At 67.9% G+C, this 15,332-nt stretch carries 16 protein-coding genes; 10 read left to right on the top strand and 6 right to left on the bottom strand.

The features are described 5' to 3' along the window. The first annotated feature begins 3 nt into the window (after positions 1–3). From exbD to FFS62_RS19780, 5 genes are all read left to right on the top strand, one after another. Positions 4–429, top strand: a complete 426-nt coding sequence (exbD, locus tag FFS62_RS19800; protein ID WP_137974577.1) for a TonB system transport protein ExbD — start codon at positions 4–6, stop codon at positions 427–429. After that, complete coding sequence (locus FFS62_RS19795; RefSeq protein ID WP_137974576.1) at positions 426–1,139, top strand: energy transducer TonB; 714 nt, start codon at positions 426–428, stop codon at positions 1,137–1,139. Before exbD ends, FFS62_RS19795 begins: the two co-directional genes overlap by 4 nt. A gap of 93 nt (positions 1,140–1,232) precedes the next feature. Then, a complete protein-coding gene (locus FFS62_RS19790) occupies positions 1,233–2,165 on the top strand; it encodes a hydrogen peroxide-inducible genes activator (RefSeq protein WP_137974575.1) in 933 nt (310 codons plus the stop codon). Continuing rightward, the gene (gene recG / locus FFS62_RS19785; RefSeq protein ID WP_137974574.1) at positions 2,162–4,237 is read left to right on the top strand and encodes an ATP-dependent DNA helicase RecG; all 2,076 of its coding nucleotides are present in this window, start codon (positions 2,162–2,164) and stop codon (positions 4,235–4,237) included. Before FFS62_RS19790 ends, recG begins: the two co-directional genes overlap by 4 nt. A gap of 103 nt (positions 4,238–4,340) precedes the next feature. Continuing rightward, on the top strand, positions 4,341–5,750 hold the full coding sequence (locus tag FFS62_RS19780; protein WP_137974573.1) for an aminoacyl-tRNA deacylase and HDOD domain-containing protein: 1,410 nt from the start codon (positions 4,341–4,343) through the stop codon (positions 5,748–5,750). A 60-nt stretch (positions 5,751–5,810) separates the two neighbouring features. Here FFS62_RS19780 and FFS62_RS19775 read toward each other — a convergent pair whose 3' ends face one another. The 4 genes from FFS62_RS19775 to FFS62_RS19760 form a co-directional block, all read right to left on the bottom strand. Further along, positions 5,811–6,539, bottom strand: a complete 729-nt coding sequence (locus FFS62_RS19775; RefSeq protein WP_137974572.1) for a hypothetical protein — start codon at positions 6,537–6,539, stop codon at positions 5,811–5,813. Positions 6,540–6,608: 69 nt separating this feature from the next. Next, on the bottom strand, positions 6,609–7,007 hold the full coding sequence (locus FFS62_RS19770) for a helicase (protein WP_137974571.1): 399 nt from the start codon (positions 7,005–7,007) through the stop codon (positions 6,609–6,611). 137 nt (positions 7,008–7,144) lie between these two features. Next, positions 7,145–7,417, bottom strand: a complete 273-nt coding sequence (locus FFS62_RS19765) for an HU family DNA-binding protein (RefSeq protein ID WP_137974570.1) — start codon at positions 7,415–7,417, stop codon at positions 7,145–7,147. Between the two features lie 282 nt (positions 7,418–7,699). Next, positions 7,700–7,867 carry a rubredoxin gene (locus tag FFS62_RS19760; RefSeq protein WP_068827612.1) on the bottom strand — a complete coding sequence of 56 codons (168 nt, stop codon included), beginning with the start codon at positions 7,865–7,867 and terminating at the stop codon, positions 7,700–7,702. A gap of 153 nt (positions 7,868–8,020) precedes the next feature. On the opposite strand from FFS62_RS19760, the gene FFS62_RS19755 reads away from it, so the two are divergent. From FFS62_RS19755 to FFS62_RS19735, 5 genes are all read left to right on the top strand, one after another. After that, positions 8,021–8,569, top strand: a complete 549-nt coding sequence (locus FFS62_RS19755) for a chorismate lyase (RefSeq protein ID WP_137974569.1) — start codon at positions 8,021–8,023, stop codon at positions 8,567–8,569. A gap of 67 nt (positions 8,570–8,636) precedes the next feature. Further along, positions 8,637–9,530 (top strand): 4-hydroxybenzoate octaprenyltransferase, encoded by an 894-nt coding sequence (gene ubiA / locus FFS62_RS19750; protein WP_137974568.1) that lies wholly within the window; start codon positions 8,637–8,639, stop codon positions 9,528–9,530. Between the two features lie 86 nt (positions 9,531–9,616). Next, on the top strand, positions 9,617–10,306 hold the full coding sequence (phoB, locus tag FFS62_RS19745; protein ID WP_137974567.1) for a phosphate regulon transcriptional regulator PhoB: 690 nt from the start codon (positions 9,617–9,619) through the stop codon (positions 10,304–10,306). A gap of 36 nt (positions 10,307–10,342) precedes the next feature. Next, positions 10,343–11,647 (top strand): phosphate regulon sensor histidine kinase PhoR, encoded by a 1,305-nt coding sequence (gene phoR, locus FFS62_RS19740; protein WP_137974566.1) that lies wholly within the window; start codon positions 10,343–10,345, stop codon positions 11,645–11,647. Between the two features lie 72 nt (positions 11,648–11,719). Further along, positions 11,720–13,060: a hemolysin family protein gene (locus tag FFS62_RS19735; protein WP_137974565.1), complete on the top strand. Its 1,341-nt coding sequence runs from the start codon at positions 11,720–11,722 to the stop codon at positions 13,058–13,060. 58 nt (positions 13,061–13,118) lie between these two features. Here the strand turns inward: FFS62_RS19735 and FFS62_RS19730 are convergent, their stop codons facing one another. Together FFS62_RS19730 and FFS62_RS19725 are read right to left on the bottom strand one after the other, a co-directional pair. Further along, entirely contained in the window at positions 13,119–13,391 is a 273-nt protein-coding gene (locus FFS62_RS19730) for a hypothetical protein (RefSeq protein ID WP_137974564.1), read from the bottom strand. A 79-nt stretch (positions 13,392–13,470) separates the two neighbouring features. Further along, positions 13,471–15,297 carry a diguanylate cyclase gene (locus FFS62_RS19725; RefSeq protein WP_137974563.1) on the bottom strand — a complete coding sequence of 609 codons (1,827 nt, stop codon included), beginning with the start codon at positions 15,295–15,297 and terminating at the stop codon, positions 13,471–13,473. Between the last annotated feature and the right edge of the window lie 35 nt (positions 15,298–15,332).

The raw sequence follows: 15,332 nt of genomic DNA, 5'->3' as shown, positions 1-15,332 counted from the left end.
ACCATGGGGCTGCATCTGCACGAGGGCGGTGACGACCTCCAGGAAAACCACGAGATCAACGTCACCCCGTTCATCGACGTGATGCTGGTACTGCTGATCATCTTCATGGTCGCCGCGCCCCTGGCCACCGTGGACGTGAAGATCGACCTGCCGGCCTCCACCGCCAAGCCGGTGCCGCGTCCGGACAAGCCGATCTACCTGAGCATCAAGGAAGACACCAGCCTGTACCTGGACAACCAGCAGGTCGACGCGACCCAGCTCGGCGCCTCCCTGGACCGCCTGACCGGCGCCAACAAGGACAAGACCATCTTCGTCCGCGGCGACAAGGGCGTGGACTATGCCGACCTGATGGGCGTGATGGACAACCTGCGCGGTGCCGGCTACCTGAAGATCGGCCTGGTGGGCCTGGAAACGGTCGGCGCGCAATGAGCCAAGCGCGTCGCCTGCCGCTGTGGGTCATCAGCCTGATCGCCGTGATCGGCCTGCACCTGGTCGTCTATTACGCCGCCCTGCTGTGGCGTCCGGCCGTCACGCCGATCCTGCTGCAACCGGCGGCCATGCTGATCGAGCTGGAGCCGATGGTCGCGCCGCCGCAGCCGACGCCGCCGGAGCCGGTGATCGAGGAACTGCCGGAGCCCGAGATCGTCGAGGTGCCCGAGCCGAAGATCGCCATCGTCAAGCCCAAGCCGAAACCCAAGGTCCAGCCCAAGCCGCAGCCGCCGAAGCCCGAGGTCAAACCGCAGCCCGAGGCGCCCAAGGTGGCGAGCCAGGAGAAGACCGCGGCGCCGATCAAGGCCCCGGTGCAGCAGCAGGTCAGCACCGGCGAGATCGACCGCGAGCGCGCCATCTGGATGGCCAAGGTGCAGGCCTACCTGAGCAAGCACCTGCGCTATCCGGATCGCGAGCGGCGCTTCAACAAGCCCGGCAGCAAGCACGCCCTGCTGCTCAATTTCACCATCGACACCCGCGGGCGCATCCTCGCCGCCGAGGTGAAGCAGTCCACCGCGCGCAACTCCTTCGACCGCGACGTGCAGCGCCAGCTGCGCAAGGCCAGCCCGGTGCCGGCGCCGCCGACCAAGGTGCTGAGCGGCGGCAGCATGTCGATCGACTATCCGCTGAACTTCACCCTCACCCGCTGAGCGGCATGAACCGGGCCGCATCTTTATCGGCGGCCCGGTTGGTTCCATTGAATACAGTCGCTATGCTTGGCGGCATCTCAATGGAATTTACCTATGACCCTCACCGAACTGCGCTACATAGTGACCCTTGCCCAGGAACAGCACTTCGGCCGCGCGGCCGAGCGCTGCCATGTCAGCCAGCCGACGCTCTCGGTGGGGGTGAAGAAGCTCGAAGACGAACTCGGCGTGCTGATCTTCGAGCGCAGCAAGAGCGCGGTGCGCCTGACGCCGGTCGGCGAGGGCATCGTCACCCAGGCCCAGAAGGTGCTGGAGCAGGCCCAGGGCATCCGTGAGCTGGCCCAGGCCGGCAAGAACCAGCTGACCGCGCCGCTGAAGATCGGCGCCATCTATACCGTCGGCCCCTACCTGTTCCCCCACCTTATTCCGCAGCTGCACCGAGTCGCCCCGCAGATGCCGCTGTACATCGAAGAGAACTTCACCCACATCCTGCGCGACAAACTGCGCACCGGCGAGCTGGACGCGATCATCATCGCCCTGCCGTTCCAGGAAGCCGACGTGCTGACCAAGCCGCTGTACGACGAGCCGTTCTTCGCCCTGCTGCCGGCCGGCCACCCCTGGGCCGAGCGCGAGACCATCGACAAGGAGTTGCTCAACGACAAGAGCCTGCTGCTGCTCGGCGAGGGCCACTGCTTCCGCGACCAGGTGCTGGAGGCCTGCCCGTCGCTGCGCAAGGGCGGCGAGGACTCGGCCAAGCACACCACGGTGGAATCCAGCTCGCTGGAAACCATCCGCCACATGGTCGCCTCCGGCCTGGGCATCTCGATCCTGCCGTTCTCCGCGGTGGACAGCCACCACTACGCCCCCGGCGTGATCGAGGTGCGCCCGCTGAGTGCGCCGGCGCCCTACCGCACCGTGGCCATCGCCTGGCGCGCCAGCTTCCCGCGGCCCAAGGCCATCGAAGTGCTGGCCGACTCGATTCGCCTGTGCTCGGTGGCGCGCCCCCAGGGTGAAGCCATCCCGGCATGACCGAGCTGGCGCAGGTCCCGGTCACCGCGCTGAAGGGCGTCGGTGATGCGCTGGCCGAGAAGCTGGGCAAGGTCGGCCTGGAGAACCTGCAGGACGTGCTGTTCCACCTGCCCCTGCGCTACCAGGACCGCACCCGTATCACGCCCATCGGCGCCCTGCGTCCGGGCCAGGATGCCGTTGTCGAAGGCATCGTGGCCGGCGCCGATGTGGCCATGGGCCGCCGCCGCAGCCTGCTGGTGCGCCTGCAGGACGGCACCGGCACCCTGTCCCTGCGCTTCTTCCACTTCAGCCAGGCGCAGAAGGACGGCCTCAAGCGTGGCACCGCCCTGCGCTGCTACGGCGAGGTGCGCCCCGGCGCCACCGGCCTGGAGATCTACCACCCGGAATACCGCGCCCAGAGTAGCGACGAGCCGGCGCCGGTGGAGCAGACCCTGACGCCGATCTACCCGACCACCGAGGGCCTGACCCAGCAGCGCCTGCGCCAGCTCAGCCAGCAGGCCCTGGCCCGCCTCGGCCCGCACAGCCTGCCCGACTGGCTGCCCGCCGAGCTGGGCCGCGACTACCAGCTGGGCCCGCTGGCCGAGGCCATCCGCTACCTGCATCGGCCGCCGCCGGATGCCGACCAGGAAGAGCTGGCCGAGGGTCGCCACTGGGCCCAGCATCGCCTGGCCTTCGAGGAACTGCTGACCCACCAGCTGTCGCTGCAGCGCCTGCGCGAGCAGGTGCGCGCCCAGGCGGCGCCGGTACTGCCGCCGGCCAAAAAGCTGCCGCAGCGCTTCCTGGCCAACCTCGGCTTCGCCCCCACCGGCGCCCAGCAGCGGGTCGGCGCCGAGATCGCCTACGACCTGAGCCAGCCCGAGCCCATGCTGCGCCTGGTGCAGGGCGATGTCGGCGCCGGCAAGACGGTGGTCGCCGCCCTGGCCGCCCTGCAGGCGCTGGAGGCCGGCTACCAGGTGGCGCTGATGGCGCCGACCGAGATTCTCGCCGAGCAGCACTTCCTCAATTTCAGCCGCTGGCTGCAGCCACTCGGCATCGAGGTCGCCTGGCTGGCCGGCAAGCTCAAGGGCAAGGCCCGCGCCACGGCGCTGGAGCAGATCGCCGGCGGCGCACCGATGGTGGTCGGCACCCACGCGCTATTCCAGGACGAGGTGCGCTTCTCCAAGCTCGCGCTGGTGATCATCGACGAGCAGCACCGTTTCGGCGTGCAGCAACGCCTGGCCCTGCGCCAGAAGGGCATCGACGGGCGCCTGTGCCCGCACCAGCTGATCATGACCGCCACGCCGATTCCGCGAACCCTGGCGATGAGCGCCTACGCCGATCTGGACACCTCGATCCTCGACGAGCTGCCGCCCGGGCGCACGCCGGTGAACACCCTGGTGATTGCCGACAGCCGCCGCCTCGAGGTGGTCGAGCGCGTGCGCCTGGCCTGCCGCGAAGGCCGCCAGGCCTACTGGGTGTGCACGCTGATCGAGGAATCCGAGGAGCTCACCTGCCAGGCGGCCGAGACCAGTTTCGAGGAGCTCTCCGCCGCGCTGGGCGAACTGCGCGTCGGCCTGATCCACGGGCGCATGAAGCCCGCCGAGAAGGCCGCGGTGATGGACGAGTTCAAGCGCGGCGAGCTGCAGCTGCTGGTCGCCACCACCGTGATCGAGGTGGGCGTCGACGTGCCCAACGCCAGCCTGATGATCATCGAGAACCCCGAGCGCCTCGGCCTGGCCCAGCTGCACCAGCTGCGCGGGCGGGTCGGCCGTGGCAGCGCCGCCAGCCACTGCGTGCTGCTCTACCACGCGCCGCTGTCGCAGCTTGGCCGCGAGCGCCTAGGCATCATGCGCGAGACCTGCGACGGCTTCGTTATCGCCGAGAAGGACCTCGAGCTCAGGGGACCGGGCGAGATGCTCGGCACCCGCCAGACCGGTCTGCTGCAGTTCAAGGTGGCCGACCTGATGCGCGACGCCGATCTGCTGCCGGCCGTGCGCGAGGCGGCGCAAGAGCTACTGGCGCGCTGGCCGCAGCATGTCAGCCCGCTGCTCGAACGCTGGTTGCGCCACGGCCAGCAGTACGGCCAAGTGTGATCCGCCGCACGTAATGCCGCTGGTCGCCCGTCCGGCGGCCGAGCCTATCCCGCGGGGCGCTGGTTATACTCCTCGTCAGTAGTTCCTCAGCCGGATGTCGCCCATGACCGAAGTCGCCCTCGCCCCCGATTCCGCCCCGCGTCCGCCGGTGGTGATCCTGCAACTCCTCGAGAAACTCGGCGTCCCCTGCCACATCCGTCCCGACCACCCCGCACATCCCGCCGCTCGCCGCGTGCAGGCCGCGCTGCTGGAAGACGCGGTCGGTGCCCTGCTGGTGCTGTTCCCCCAGAGCCAGCTGCTCGACCTCAATCGCCTGGCCGAGCTGACCGGGCGCAAGCTCACCGCGGTCAAGCCCGAGCGCATGGAGCGCATGCTGGCCAAGCATAACCTCGGCCTGCTGCCCGGCCTGCCGCCGCTGACCAGCTCGCCCTGCCTGTACGACGAGCGCCTGCTGCAGGAGCCTAGCCTGCTGGTGGAGTCCGGCCAGGCCGGCGTGCTGCTGGAGATCGACAGCGAACACTACAAGGCCATCCTCCTGGCCAAGGCCAGCGCCGCCCGCTTCGGCGAGCCGCTGCTGGGCATCCGCCCGAACCTGAATCGCCCGGACGACGACCGCGCGGAGATCACCCAGGCCGTGCAAGCCTTCACCGCACGCCGCATCCAGCAGCGTCTCGAGGAAACCATCGAGATTCCGCCGCTGCCGGAGACCGCACAGAAGATCATCAAGCTGCGCGTCGACCCGGACGCTACCGTCGACGACATCACCGGCGTAGTCGAGACCGACCCGGCCCTGGCCGCCCAGGTGGTCAGCTGGGCCGCCTCGCCCTACTACGCCGCCCCCGGCAAGATCCGCTCGGTGGAGGACGCCATCGTCCGCGTGCTGGGCTTCGACCTGGTGATCAACCTGGCCCTCGGCCTGGCCCTGGGCAAGACCCTCAGCCTGCCCAAGGACCAGCCGCAGCAGGCCACACCCTACTGGCAGCAGGCGATCTACACCGCCGCCATCATCGAGGGCCTGACCCGCGCCATGCCGCGCGCCCAGCGCCCGGAAGCCGGCCTGACCTACCTCGCCGGGCTGCTGCACAACTTCGGCTACCTGGTCCTGGCCCACGTTTTCCCGCCGCACTTCTCGCTGATCTGCCGGCACCTGGAGGTCAACCCGCACCTGTCCGCCGGCTATATCGAGCAGCACCTGCTGGGCATCACCCGCGAGCAGATCGGCGCCTGGCTGATGCGCTTCTGGGACATGCCAGAAGAGCTGGCCACCGCCCTGCGCTTCCAGCACGACCCCGCGTACGACGGCGCCCACGCCGCCTACCCGAACCTGGTGTGCCTGGCCGTCAACCTGCTGCGCAGCCGCGGCATCGGCAGCGGCCCGCAGCATGACCTGCCGGACGAACTGTTCGAGCGCCTGGGGCTGACTCGCGAGAAGGCCGACGACGCGCTGAACAAGGTGCTGCAGGCGGAAGTGGCGCTGCGCGAGCTGGCCTCGCAGTTCAACCATCCGCACTGAGTGCGTCCGCCATGAAAAAAGGGGCCTGCGGGCCCCTTTTTCGTTGTGTCGGCTGGCTCGTTACTTGAGCTTGGCCCGCCGGGCGGCGAACACTTCCGGCAGGGCCTTGGTGCTGGCCTCCAGCACCGCGCGCAACGGTGCCTGCTCGTACAACGCGGCGTATTCGCCGAGCTTGTCGCTGGGGGTCTGGCGGTAGGCATAGAGCATGAAGGCTTCCACTCCACTGGCGCTGGACGCACGCAGCGGCGCCAGCTGGGCGGCGGTCTGCTCGGCCAGGGCCTTCTCGTCCAGATCACCACCACGGGCGCGCAGGGTCAGCAGGGCCTGGGTCTTGCCCACCTCGTAGCGCAGCAGGGTCGCCAGCTCGGTGGTGTGGGCAGCCTTGTCCAGGCGGCGCACCAGGTCCAGGCGCTTGCCCAGCGGCGGGCGCTCCTGCAGCTGCTGGCGGTAGGTGGCCAGGCCGCCATCCTCGCCCACCGCCCGCTCGGCGGCGGTGAAGTGCTGGGCCAACGGGCTATCGAGCAGCTTGAGTGCGGCCTCCAGCTGCTCGCGCTTGACCTTGAGCGCCACGCGCTTGGCCAGGTCGTCGCACAGCGGGGCGGCGGCGAATGCCTTGCCGAGGGACTTCTGCTGCTCGGCGCTCATGCCGCGCTGCAGCAGCGGCGCCGTCTGCTCGCATAGCAGCTGTACGCCGGCCAGCTCCAGCACGCGCTTGAGGGTGGCGTCGGTCGCCGCCTGGGCCGAGGCGACCAAGGACAGGAGCAGGGCGAGGATGAACAGCGGACGCATAACGGGACTTCCGTGGAAAACGCCCAGCCTAGCCAAGTGGCGCGGCCCGGGCCAGCAAGGGAAGGCGGCTCAGGCCGCTTTCTTGACCTCGGTCTTCTTTTTCTTCTTCGGCACCACGTGCTTGAGCAGGCCCTGGAACCAGATCACCAGCGCCGGGTTGCCCTGGATCTGGATGTCCTTGTTCTGGATGCCCTGCATGAAGGCCAGCTGCTTGTTCTTGGCGTTCATGGTGGCGAAGCCGTAGACCGCGTCCTTGAAGCCGATGGCGAAGGCCGGCTCGCGGGCCGTGCCGGCGTGGCTGGTGACGCGCTTGTCCTTGATGCGGTAGTGACGGGCGACTTTGCCGTCGAGGGTGTGCAGCTGGAATACCAGCTCCTTGCCTTCCAGCTGCTGCTGGAACTCGGGATTGGTGCGGCTGGCCTTGACCATCAGGCGGTCCAGCATCCAGAGGAGAAAGCGGAATTTCATGGCGCGCAGCCTCGAGGGTGATGAAATCGGCGGCGCATTGTAGCGGATGGCGCAGAACACTACATCCCGTCTGGCGGGCGTTTCGGCGCTGGAGAGGGGGGTGGCCCGGAGCCCTGGAGCTCCGGGCCGGGACTTGCTCAGTTGACGGCGTCGCGCAGGGACTTGCCCGGCTTGAAGGCCACGGTGTTGCTGGCTTTGATCTTGACCGGGGCGCCGGTCTGCGGGTTCTTGCCGGTACGGGCACCGCGGTGGCGCTGGAGGAAGGTGCCGAAACCGACCAGGGTGACGCTGTCCTTGCGGTTCAGCGCGCCGGTGATTTCTTCGAGCACGGCGTTGAGTACGCGGTTGGCCTGGTCTTTGGTCAGATCAGCCTTCTCGGCGATGGCCGCGGCGAGTTCAGGTTTGCGCATAGATGCCTCTTTGACTGTTTGTTGTTGTTGTGTGTCCGAGCTGTCTTTCCAGAACAGCGCCAAAGGCGCCGCAACGGCTCTGCGCTGCGGCAGACTGGGGGAGAATGGCACGCCATCCGGGACTGCGCCAGTGCTGCCGGGCAGTTTGCCCGACGGCGAATATGGTGAAGCAGACAGAACATCCGCCATTTCCGCCAGAAGCTGATCGATGCTCCGAATTCCTGGGGCAGAAACGCCGACGGCGGCCCGCAGGCCGCCGTCGAGGGTGTTGCACGAGCGGGATCAGCCGATCTCGATCATCTCGAAATCGGCCTTGCCGACGCCGCAGTCCGGGCACAGCCAGTCGGCCGGCACGTCTTCCCAGCGGGTACCGGCGGCGATGCCGTCGTCGGGCCAACCCTGGCTCTCGTCATAGATCAGGCCACAGACCACACATTGCCACTTCTTCATGCTCTACCTCATCGAGGGTCGTCTCTGGCGGACGTTGCCCTGGTTAAAAAATCAGCAGGCTTTGTACTGATATGGACGCCGTAGCGCAAGTGTCCGGGGCGGCCCTTCGTCGTGCTAAGCTCGCCGCCGTCCCCGGTAGCCGAAGCCGTTGTCGTGCCCTCCTCCGCCCTCGCCCACCCGCCCCGCTGGCTCAACGCCGGCCAGTTGCATCCTGCCCCCGCACCGCTGCTGCGCGACTGGCTGTTCGGCCAGGGCTCGCTGACCCGTCGCCTCACTGCCCTAAGTGCCGAGCGCTTCGCCGTGCAGCCGTTGCAGCAGGGCTGGCAGGTGTTGCGCGCCGACGAGTGCAGCGCCCTGCAGGTGCCGGCCGGCAGCATGGGCTGGGTGCGCGAGGTGTTCCTCCTCGGCGCCGGCCAGCCCTGGGTATTCGCCCGCAGCGTGGCGCCACGCACCGCCCTGGAGGGCTCCGGCTTAGAGCTGGGCAAGCTGGGCAGCCGTTCGCTGGGCGAGCTGCTGTTCAGCGACCGCGCCTTCGTGCGTGGCGAGCTGCAGGTCTGTCGCTACCCAGCGGCCTGGCTGCCCGCCGAGGCACGCGCTGAGCATCTCTGGGGACGCCGTTCCTGCTTCCGCCGCGACGGCCTCGGCGTGCTGGTGGCCGAGGTGTTCCTGCCGGCGTTCTGGGACCACGCCGCGCAGAACTAGACGCCGCCCTCGCTCCCGGTCCGGCCGCTGCTCGTATAATCGGCGCACCTGGCCCGGAGACCCGCCGATGTACCAATCCTTCCTGCTCGCCCTGAACCGCCTGCACCCGCGCACCTGGGACTTCGTCCAGCTGATGCGCCTGGAGAAGCCGATCGGCATCTATCTGCTGCTATGGCCGACCCTGTGGGCCCTGTGGGTGGCGAGCAAGGGCGTGCCGGACTTCGGCCTGCTGCTGATCTTCGTGTTCGGCACCCTGCTCATGCGCGCCGCCGGTTGCGTGATCAACGACTATGCCGACCGTAATTTCGACGGCCATGTGGCGCGCACCCGGGCGCGGCCAATGGCCGATGGCCGGGTCAGCCCGCGCGAGGCGCTGATCCTGTTCGCCGTGCTGGTGGGGCTGAGCTTCATCCTGGTGCTGTTCACCAACCTGACCACCATCCTGCTGTCGTTCGGCGGCCTCGCCCTGGCCGCCTGCTACCCCTTCATGAAGCGCTACACCTACTACCCGCAGGTGGTGCTGGGTGCGGCCTTCTCCTGGGGCATGCCGATGGCCTTCAGCGCGGTGACCGGCGAGCTGCCGCCGGCCGAGGCCTGGCTGCTGTACATCGCCAACCTGCTGTGGACGGTGGCCTACGACACCTACTACGCGATGACCGACCGCGAGGACGACCTGAAGATCGGTGTGAAATCCACCGCCATCCTGTTCGGCGATGCCGACCGCATCATCATCCTCACCCTGCAGGGTCTGGCCGTGCTGTGCCTGGCCATGGCCGGCGCGCGCTTCAGCCTGGGCATCTGGTTCCTCCTCGGCCTGCTCGGCGCCGCCGCCTGCTTCGCCTGGGAATTCTGGAGCACCCGCGACCGCGATCCGCAGAAATGCTTCGCCGCCTTCCTGCACAATCACTGGGCCGGCCTGGCGATTCTGCTGGGCATCGTCATCGACTACGCGCTGCGCTAGATCGGGGCCTGCCGCATGGCTGTCACATCGCTGCAATAATTCCGTTATCTAATGCGGCGCAAGACAGACGACCCGAGGCTCGACCCATGGTTGGCAAGAACATCCTGATCGTTGACGACGAAGCTCCCATCCGCGAGATGATCGCGGTGGCCCTGGAGATGGCCGGCTACGACTGCCTGGAAGCGGAAAACACCCAGCAGGCCCACGCCCTGATCGTCGACCGCAAACCGGACCTGATCCTGCTCGACTGGATGCTCCCGGGCACCAGCGGCATCGAGCTGGCCCGCCGCCTCAAGCGCGACGAGCTGACCGACGACATCCCGATCATCATGCTCACCGCCAAGGGCGAAGAGGACAACAAGATCCAGGGCCTGGAAGTCGGCGCCGACGACTACATCACCAAGCCCTTCTCGCCGCGCGAGCTGGTGGCCCGGCTCAAGGCCGTGCTGCGCCGCACCGCGCCGAGCGACGGCGAGGCGCCGATCGAGGTCGGCGGCCTGCTGCTCGACCCGATCAGCCACCGCGTCACCATCGACGGCAAGCCGGCCGAGATGGGCCCCACCGAGTACCGCCTGCTGCAGTTCTTCATGACCCATCAAGAAAGGGCGTATACCCGCGGCCAGCTGCTCGACCAGGTGTGGGGCGGCAACGTCTACGTCGAGGAGCGTACCGTCGACGTGCATATCCGCCGCCTGCGCAAGGCGCTCGGCGAGGTCTACGAGAATCTGGTGCAAACGGTGCGCGGCACCGGGTATCGTTTTTCCACCAAGAGCTGACTCACGCTCCTCGCGTCCAGAGAAAGGAAGCACTAGGTGAACCAAGACTGGCGCGGCGCCCTGGCGCGCCGCCTGCTGTTGTTGTTGGTCGGTTGCGGCCTGGTCGGCCTGATCACCGGCGAGTACGCCTGGGCCCTGGCCATCGGCCTCGGCGGCTACCTGCTGTGGCACCTCAAGCAGCTGCTGCGCCTGCACAAGTGGCTGCGCGAGCGCCAGCCGGACGAGGCGCCGCCCGAAGGCTACGGCCTGTGGGGCGAGATCTTCGACAACATCTACCACCTGCAGCGCCGCGACCAGCGCGTGCGCGGTCGTCTGCAGGCAGTGATCGACCGCGTGCAGGAGTCCACCGCCGCCCTGCGCGACGCGGTGATCATGCTCGACGCCGAGGGCAACCTGGAGTGGTGGAACCGCGCCGCCGAGCAGCTGCTGGGCCTGAAGACCCCGCAGGACAGCGGCCAGTCGATCGCCAACCTGGTACGCCACCCGCGCTTCAAGGAGTACTTCGAGGCCGGCAATTACCAGGAGGCCCTGGAGCTGCCCTCGCCGATCAACGACCGCATGCGCCTGCAGCTGCAGATCACCCAGTACGGCAACCACGAGCACCTGATGCTGGTGCGCGACGTCACCCGCCTCCACCAGCTGGAGCAGATGCGCAAGGACTTCATCGCCAATGTGTCCCACGAGCTGCGCACACCGCTGACGGTGATCACCGGCTACCTGGAGACCCTGCTGGACAATGTCGAGGACGTGAACCCGCGCTGGCTGCGCGCCCTGCAACAGATGCAGCAGCAGGGTTCACGCATGCAGAACCTGCTCAACGACCTGCTGCTGCTAGCCAAGCTGGAAGCCACCGACTATCCCTCGGACAACCAGCCGGTGGCCGTCGACCTGCTGCTGCTCTCGATCAAGAACGACGCCCAGGCCCTGTCCGGCGCGCGCAACCACCGCATCAGCCTGGAGGCGGACAGCCAGATCCGCCTCAAGGGCAGCGAGGCCGAGCTGCGCAGCGCCTTCTCCAATCTGGTGTTCAACGCGGTGAAGTACAGCCCCGAGGAGAGCGAGATCCGCATCCGCTGGTGGGGCGACGAACAGGGCGGGCACTTCAGCGTGGCCGACAGCGGCATCGGCATCGAGGCCAAGCACCTGCCGCGCCTGACCGAGCGCTTCTACCGGGTCGACTCCAGCCGCGCCTCCAACACCGGCGGCACCGGCCTCGGCCTGGCCATCGTCAAGCACGTGCTGCTGCGCCATCGGGCTCGGCTGGACATCAACAGCCTGGTCGGCAAGGGCAGCACCTTCACCTGCCACTTCCCGCCCCAGCAGGTCAGCCGGCGCGGCTAGAAATGGCCGGCGGCTTGCAATCACCGGCCTCAGCCGCCAACCTGTAGCGATCTTCCGCCAACCCTAGTACCCATGGACCCTTCCTCTAGTCTCTCCACTTCCGCCCTGGTCGCCGACCTCGGCCTCGTGCTGTTCGCCCTGTTCCTCGTTCTGCTCAACGGTTTCTTCGTCGCCGCCGAGTTCGCCATGGTCAAGCTGCGCGCGACCAAGGTCGAAGCCATCGCCGAGCAGCACGGCTGGCGCGGACACATCCTGCGCACCGTGCACAACCAGCTGGACGCCTACCTTTCCGCCTGCCAGCTGGGCATCACCCTGGCCTCACTCGGCCTGGGCTGGGTCGGCGAGCCGGCCTTCGCCGAACTGCTCACCCCGCTGCTCGGCGCCATCGGCATCGAGTCGGAGAAGCTGGTCCACGGCATCGCCTTCTTCTTCGCCTTCTTCATCATTTCCTACCTGCACATCGTGGTCGGCGAGCTGGCGCCCAAGTCCTGGGCGATCCGCAAGCCCGAGCTGCTGTCGCTGTGGACCGCCGCGCCGCTATACGCCTTCTACTGGCTGATGTACCCGGCCATCTACCTGCTCAACGCCAGCGCCAACGCCATCCTGCGCATCGCCGGGCAAGGCGAGCCGGGGCCGCACCACGAGCATCACTACAGCCGCGACGAGCTGAAGCTAATCCTCCACTCCAGCCGCGCCCGCGACCCCAGCGACCAGGACATGCGCGTGCTGGCCTCGGCCGTGGAGATGGGCGAGCTGGAGGTGGTGGACTGGGCCAACTCCCGCGAGGACCTGGTGTACATCGACGCCGATGCCAAGCTGGACGAGCTGTTCAACGTGTTCCGCCGGCACAAGTTCAGCCGCTACCCGGTGTACGAAGAAGCCACCGGCGGCTTCGTCGGCGTGCTGCACATCAAGGACCTGCTGCTGCAGCTGAGCCTGCTGGAGATGCTGCCGTCCAAGTTCAACGTGGCCGAGCTGATGCGCCCCATCGAGCGGGTCAGCAAGCACATGCCGCTGTCCTCACTGCTGGAGCAATTCCGCCAGGGCGGCGCGCACTTCGCCCTGGTCGAGGAGGCCGACGGCAAGGTGGTCGGCTTCCTGACCATGGAGGACGTGCTGGAAGTGCTGGTCGGTGATATTCAGGACGAGCACCACAAGGCCGAGCGCGGCATCCTCGCCTACCAGCCGGGCAAGCTGCTGGTGCGTGGCGATACCCCGCTGTTCAAGATCGAGCGCCTGCTCGGCCTAGACCTCGACCATATCGAGGCCGAGACCCTGGCCGGCCTGGTCTACGAGAGCCTGAACCGGGTGCCGGAGGAGGACGAGGTGCTGGAGACCGAGGGCCTGCACATCATCGTGAAGAAGATGAAGGGGCCGAAGATCGTCCTGGCCAAGGTGCTCAAGCTGGACTGACGCACCCCGCCGCTCCGCGAAACGCCGCAGCCTGTCTGCGGCGTTTTGCTGTGCGGCCCTAGGCGGCCCTGGTGCGGCTGACGCCGGCCAGGCTCATGCCGTGGTCCAGATGCTGGTCCACCAGCCACTTGCCGTGGGCCAGCGAGGCACGCTGGGCGCTCTCCAGGTCGGCGAGAAAGGCGAACTGCAGCGGCAGCGAGATGCGCTTGCTGACATGGCCGTCGGGCAGGGTGATCTGGCAGCCCGCCGCCCAGGGCGTGGGAATGCCCGGGTGCTCGATGATGGCGGCGCTGATGGCGTGGTCGCGGTAAGTGCAGTGCAGATTGTTCATGATCTTCACCTTGCGGATTCGGCGTGTCTGGCCACCTTAGCGCCAGAACGACCGCGCGGCGCCGCGGACCGACCAAGGGTCAGCCGGCCACGCACACCCGATTGCGCCCGGCCGCCTTGGCCGCGTACAGCGCCTGGTCGGCGGCATCGATCAGCGCCTGCATGTGCAACGCTGCCTGGCCATCGTGATGCACCAGGCCGATGCTCACGCTCAGCGGCACGCTGGCGCCACGGTGCTGCAGATCGAGCGCCGCCACCTGGGCGCGGACGCGCTCGGCCAGGGCCTGGGCACCCGCCGCATCGACATCCGCCAGGACCAGCAGAAACTCCTCGCCGCCATAACGCGCGGCCAGATCGCCGGCGCGCCGGGCGCTGTCGCGCAGCACCTTGGCCACGGCGGCGATGCAGCGGTCGCCGAAGGGATGGCCATAGCCATCGTTGATGCGCTTGAAGTGGTCGATATCGATCAGCAGCACGGCCAGCCGGGTGTTGGCCTGATCGGCCAGCTGCTGGTCGCAATGACGACGGTTGGCCAGCTGGGTCAGGGCATCGGTGTTGCTCAGGCGGGTCAACTCGGAGTTGGCCTCGGCCAGCTCGCGGGTCGATTGCTGCAGCTCGGCGGTGCGCGCCAGCACCCGCCGCTCCAGTTCCTCGTTAAGCCGCGCCTGCTCGACCAGCAGCTGTTCCTGGCTGGCCAGGCGCGCCTCGCGCTCGCCGATCAGCGCGGTCTGTGCGGCGATGCGTGCGGAACGCTCGCTGTTGATACGGTCGGCCAGGGCCACCGAGAGCAGGATGAATTCGACGAAGAAGCCCAGGGTCTGCATGCGTAGGGTCAGCTGGTTGACCGGCAGGGCGCCCTGCAGGGCCGCCACATGCACCGCGGTGCCGACGATGAGGAAGATCCACGCCAGGCTGAACAGCGGCGCCGAACGATTGCCGCGCCGCCACAGCTCCACCGCCGTCGCCAGCGCCAGCAGGCAGCTGAGCAGCGCCACCGGCCCGGTGCCGATGGTGATCAGCCACTGCGGCCGCACCAGCAGCAGCGCGATCGCCAAGGCCCAGTAGCCGAGCAACAGATTGTTGACCCACAGCACCCAGCCGCCGTAGCGCGGGATGCGCAGGAACACGCGCGCGAAGTAGGTCGAGGCGAAGAAGCTCCACAGCGCGGAGAACGCGTAGATGAGACCCGCCGGCCGGCCCAGCTCGGGCCACAGGAAGAGCACACCGAAGCCGCTCAGGCTCAGCTCGTAGACCACCACGCCGAGCAGATAGAGGCTGTACCACAGGTAACTGAGGTGGCGGGTGAACAGGTACAGGCTGAAGTTGTACAGCAGCACTGCCAGCATGGCGCCGAAGAACAGCCCCAGCAGCATGCGCTGGTCCAGCTCCTGCTGCTGATGGGCCGTCTCGGTGAGCACCTGCATGGGCGCCACGATGTTCTCGCGGCTGTGCAGGCGCAGGTAGACCCAGCGCTGTTCGCCGGGCTGCAGCGCCAGGGGGAACAGCGGTTGCCGACCGGGTACCGGCCAGGCGCTCAGCGGCAGATGATCACCGGCCTCCAGCAGCGGCCCCCAGCTTCCGCTGGCGGGATCGAACAGGCGCAGCTCGAGGCGATCGAGAATCGGCCACTCCACCAACAGGCGCCAGTCGGCGCGAGCGGAGCGGTTGTGCAGGGCCATGCGCACCCACACCGGCCCTTCCTGGTAACCCAGGCTCAGCGAGGCGCCTTTCAGCTTGCGCCAGCCGCTGGCCTCGGCGACCTCGGCAAAATCCAGCTCCTCGGCAGGCAGCAGGTATTCCAGCCAGGGTGCGGGACGCAAAACCTGACGGTCATCGGTGAGCTCGAGCGGAGCGGCTACGCAATGAAGGGTAGCCAGCAGACAGAACAGCAGGCTGAACAGACGCACGGGCAGATTGGTTTCCTCGATTCGGCGCCACTCTC

Source organism: Pseudomonas sp. F(2018) (assembly GCF_005508865.1).
Lineage (GTDB): Bacteria > Pseudomonadota > Gammaproteobacteria > Pseudomonadales > Pseudomonadaceae > Aquipseudomonas.
The sequence above is the reverse complement of the archived record's forward strand: the minus strand, read 5'-3'. Positions and strand labels throughout refer to the sequence as shown.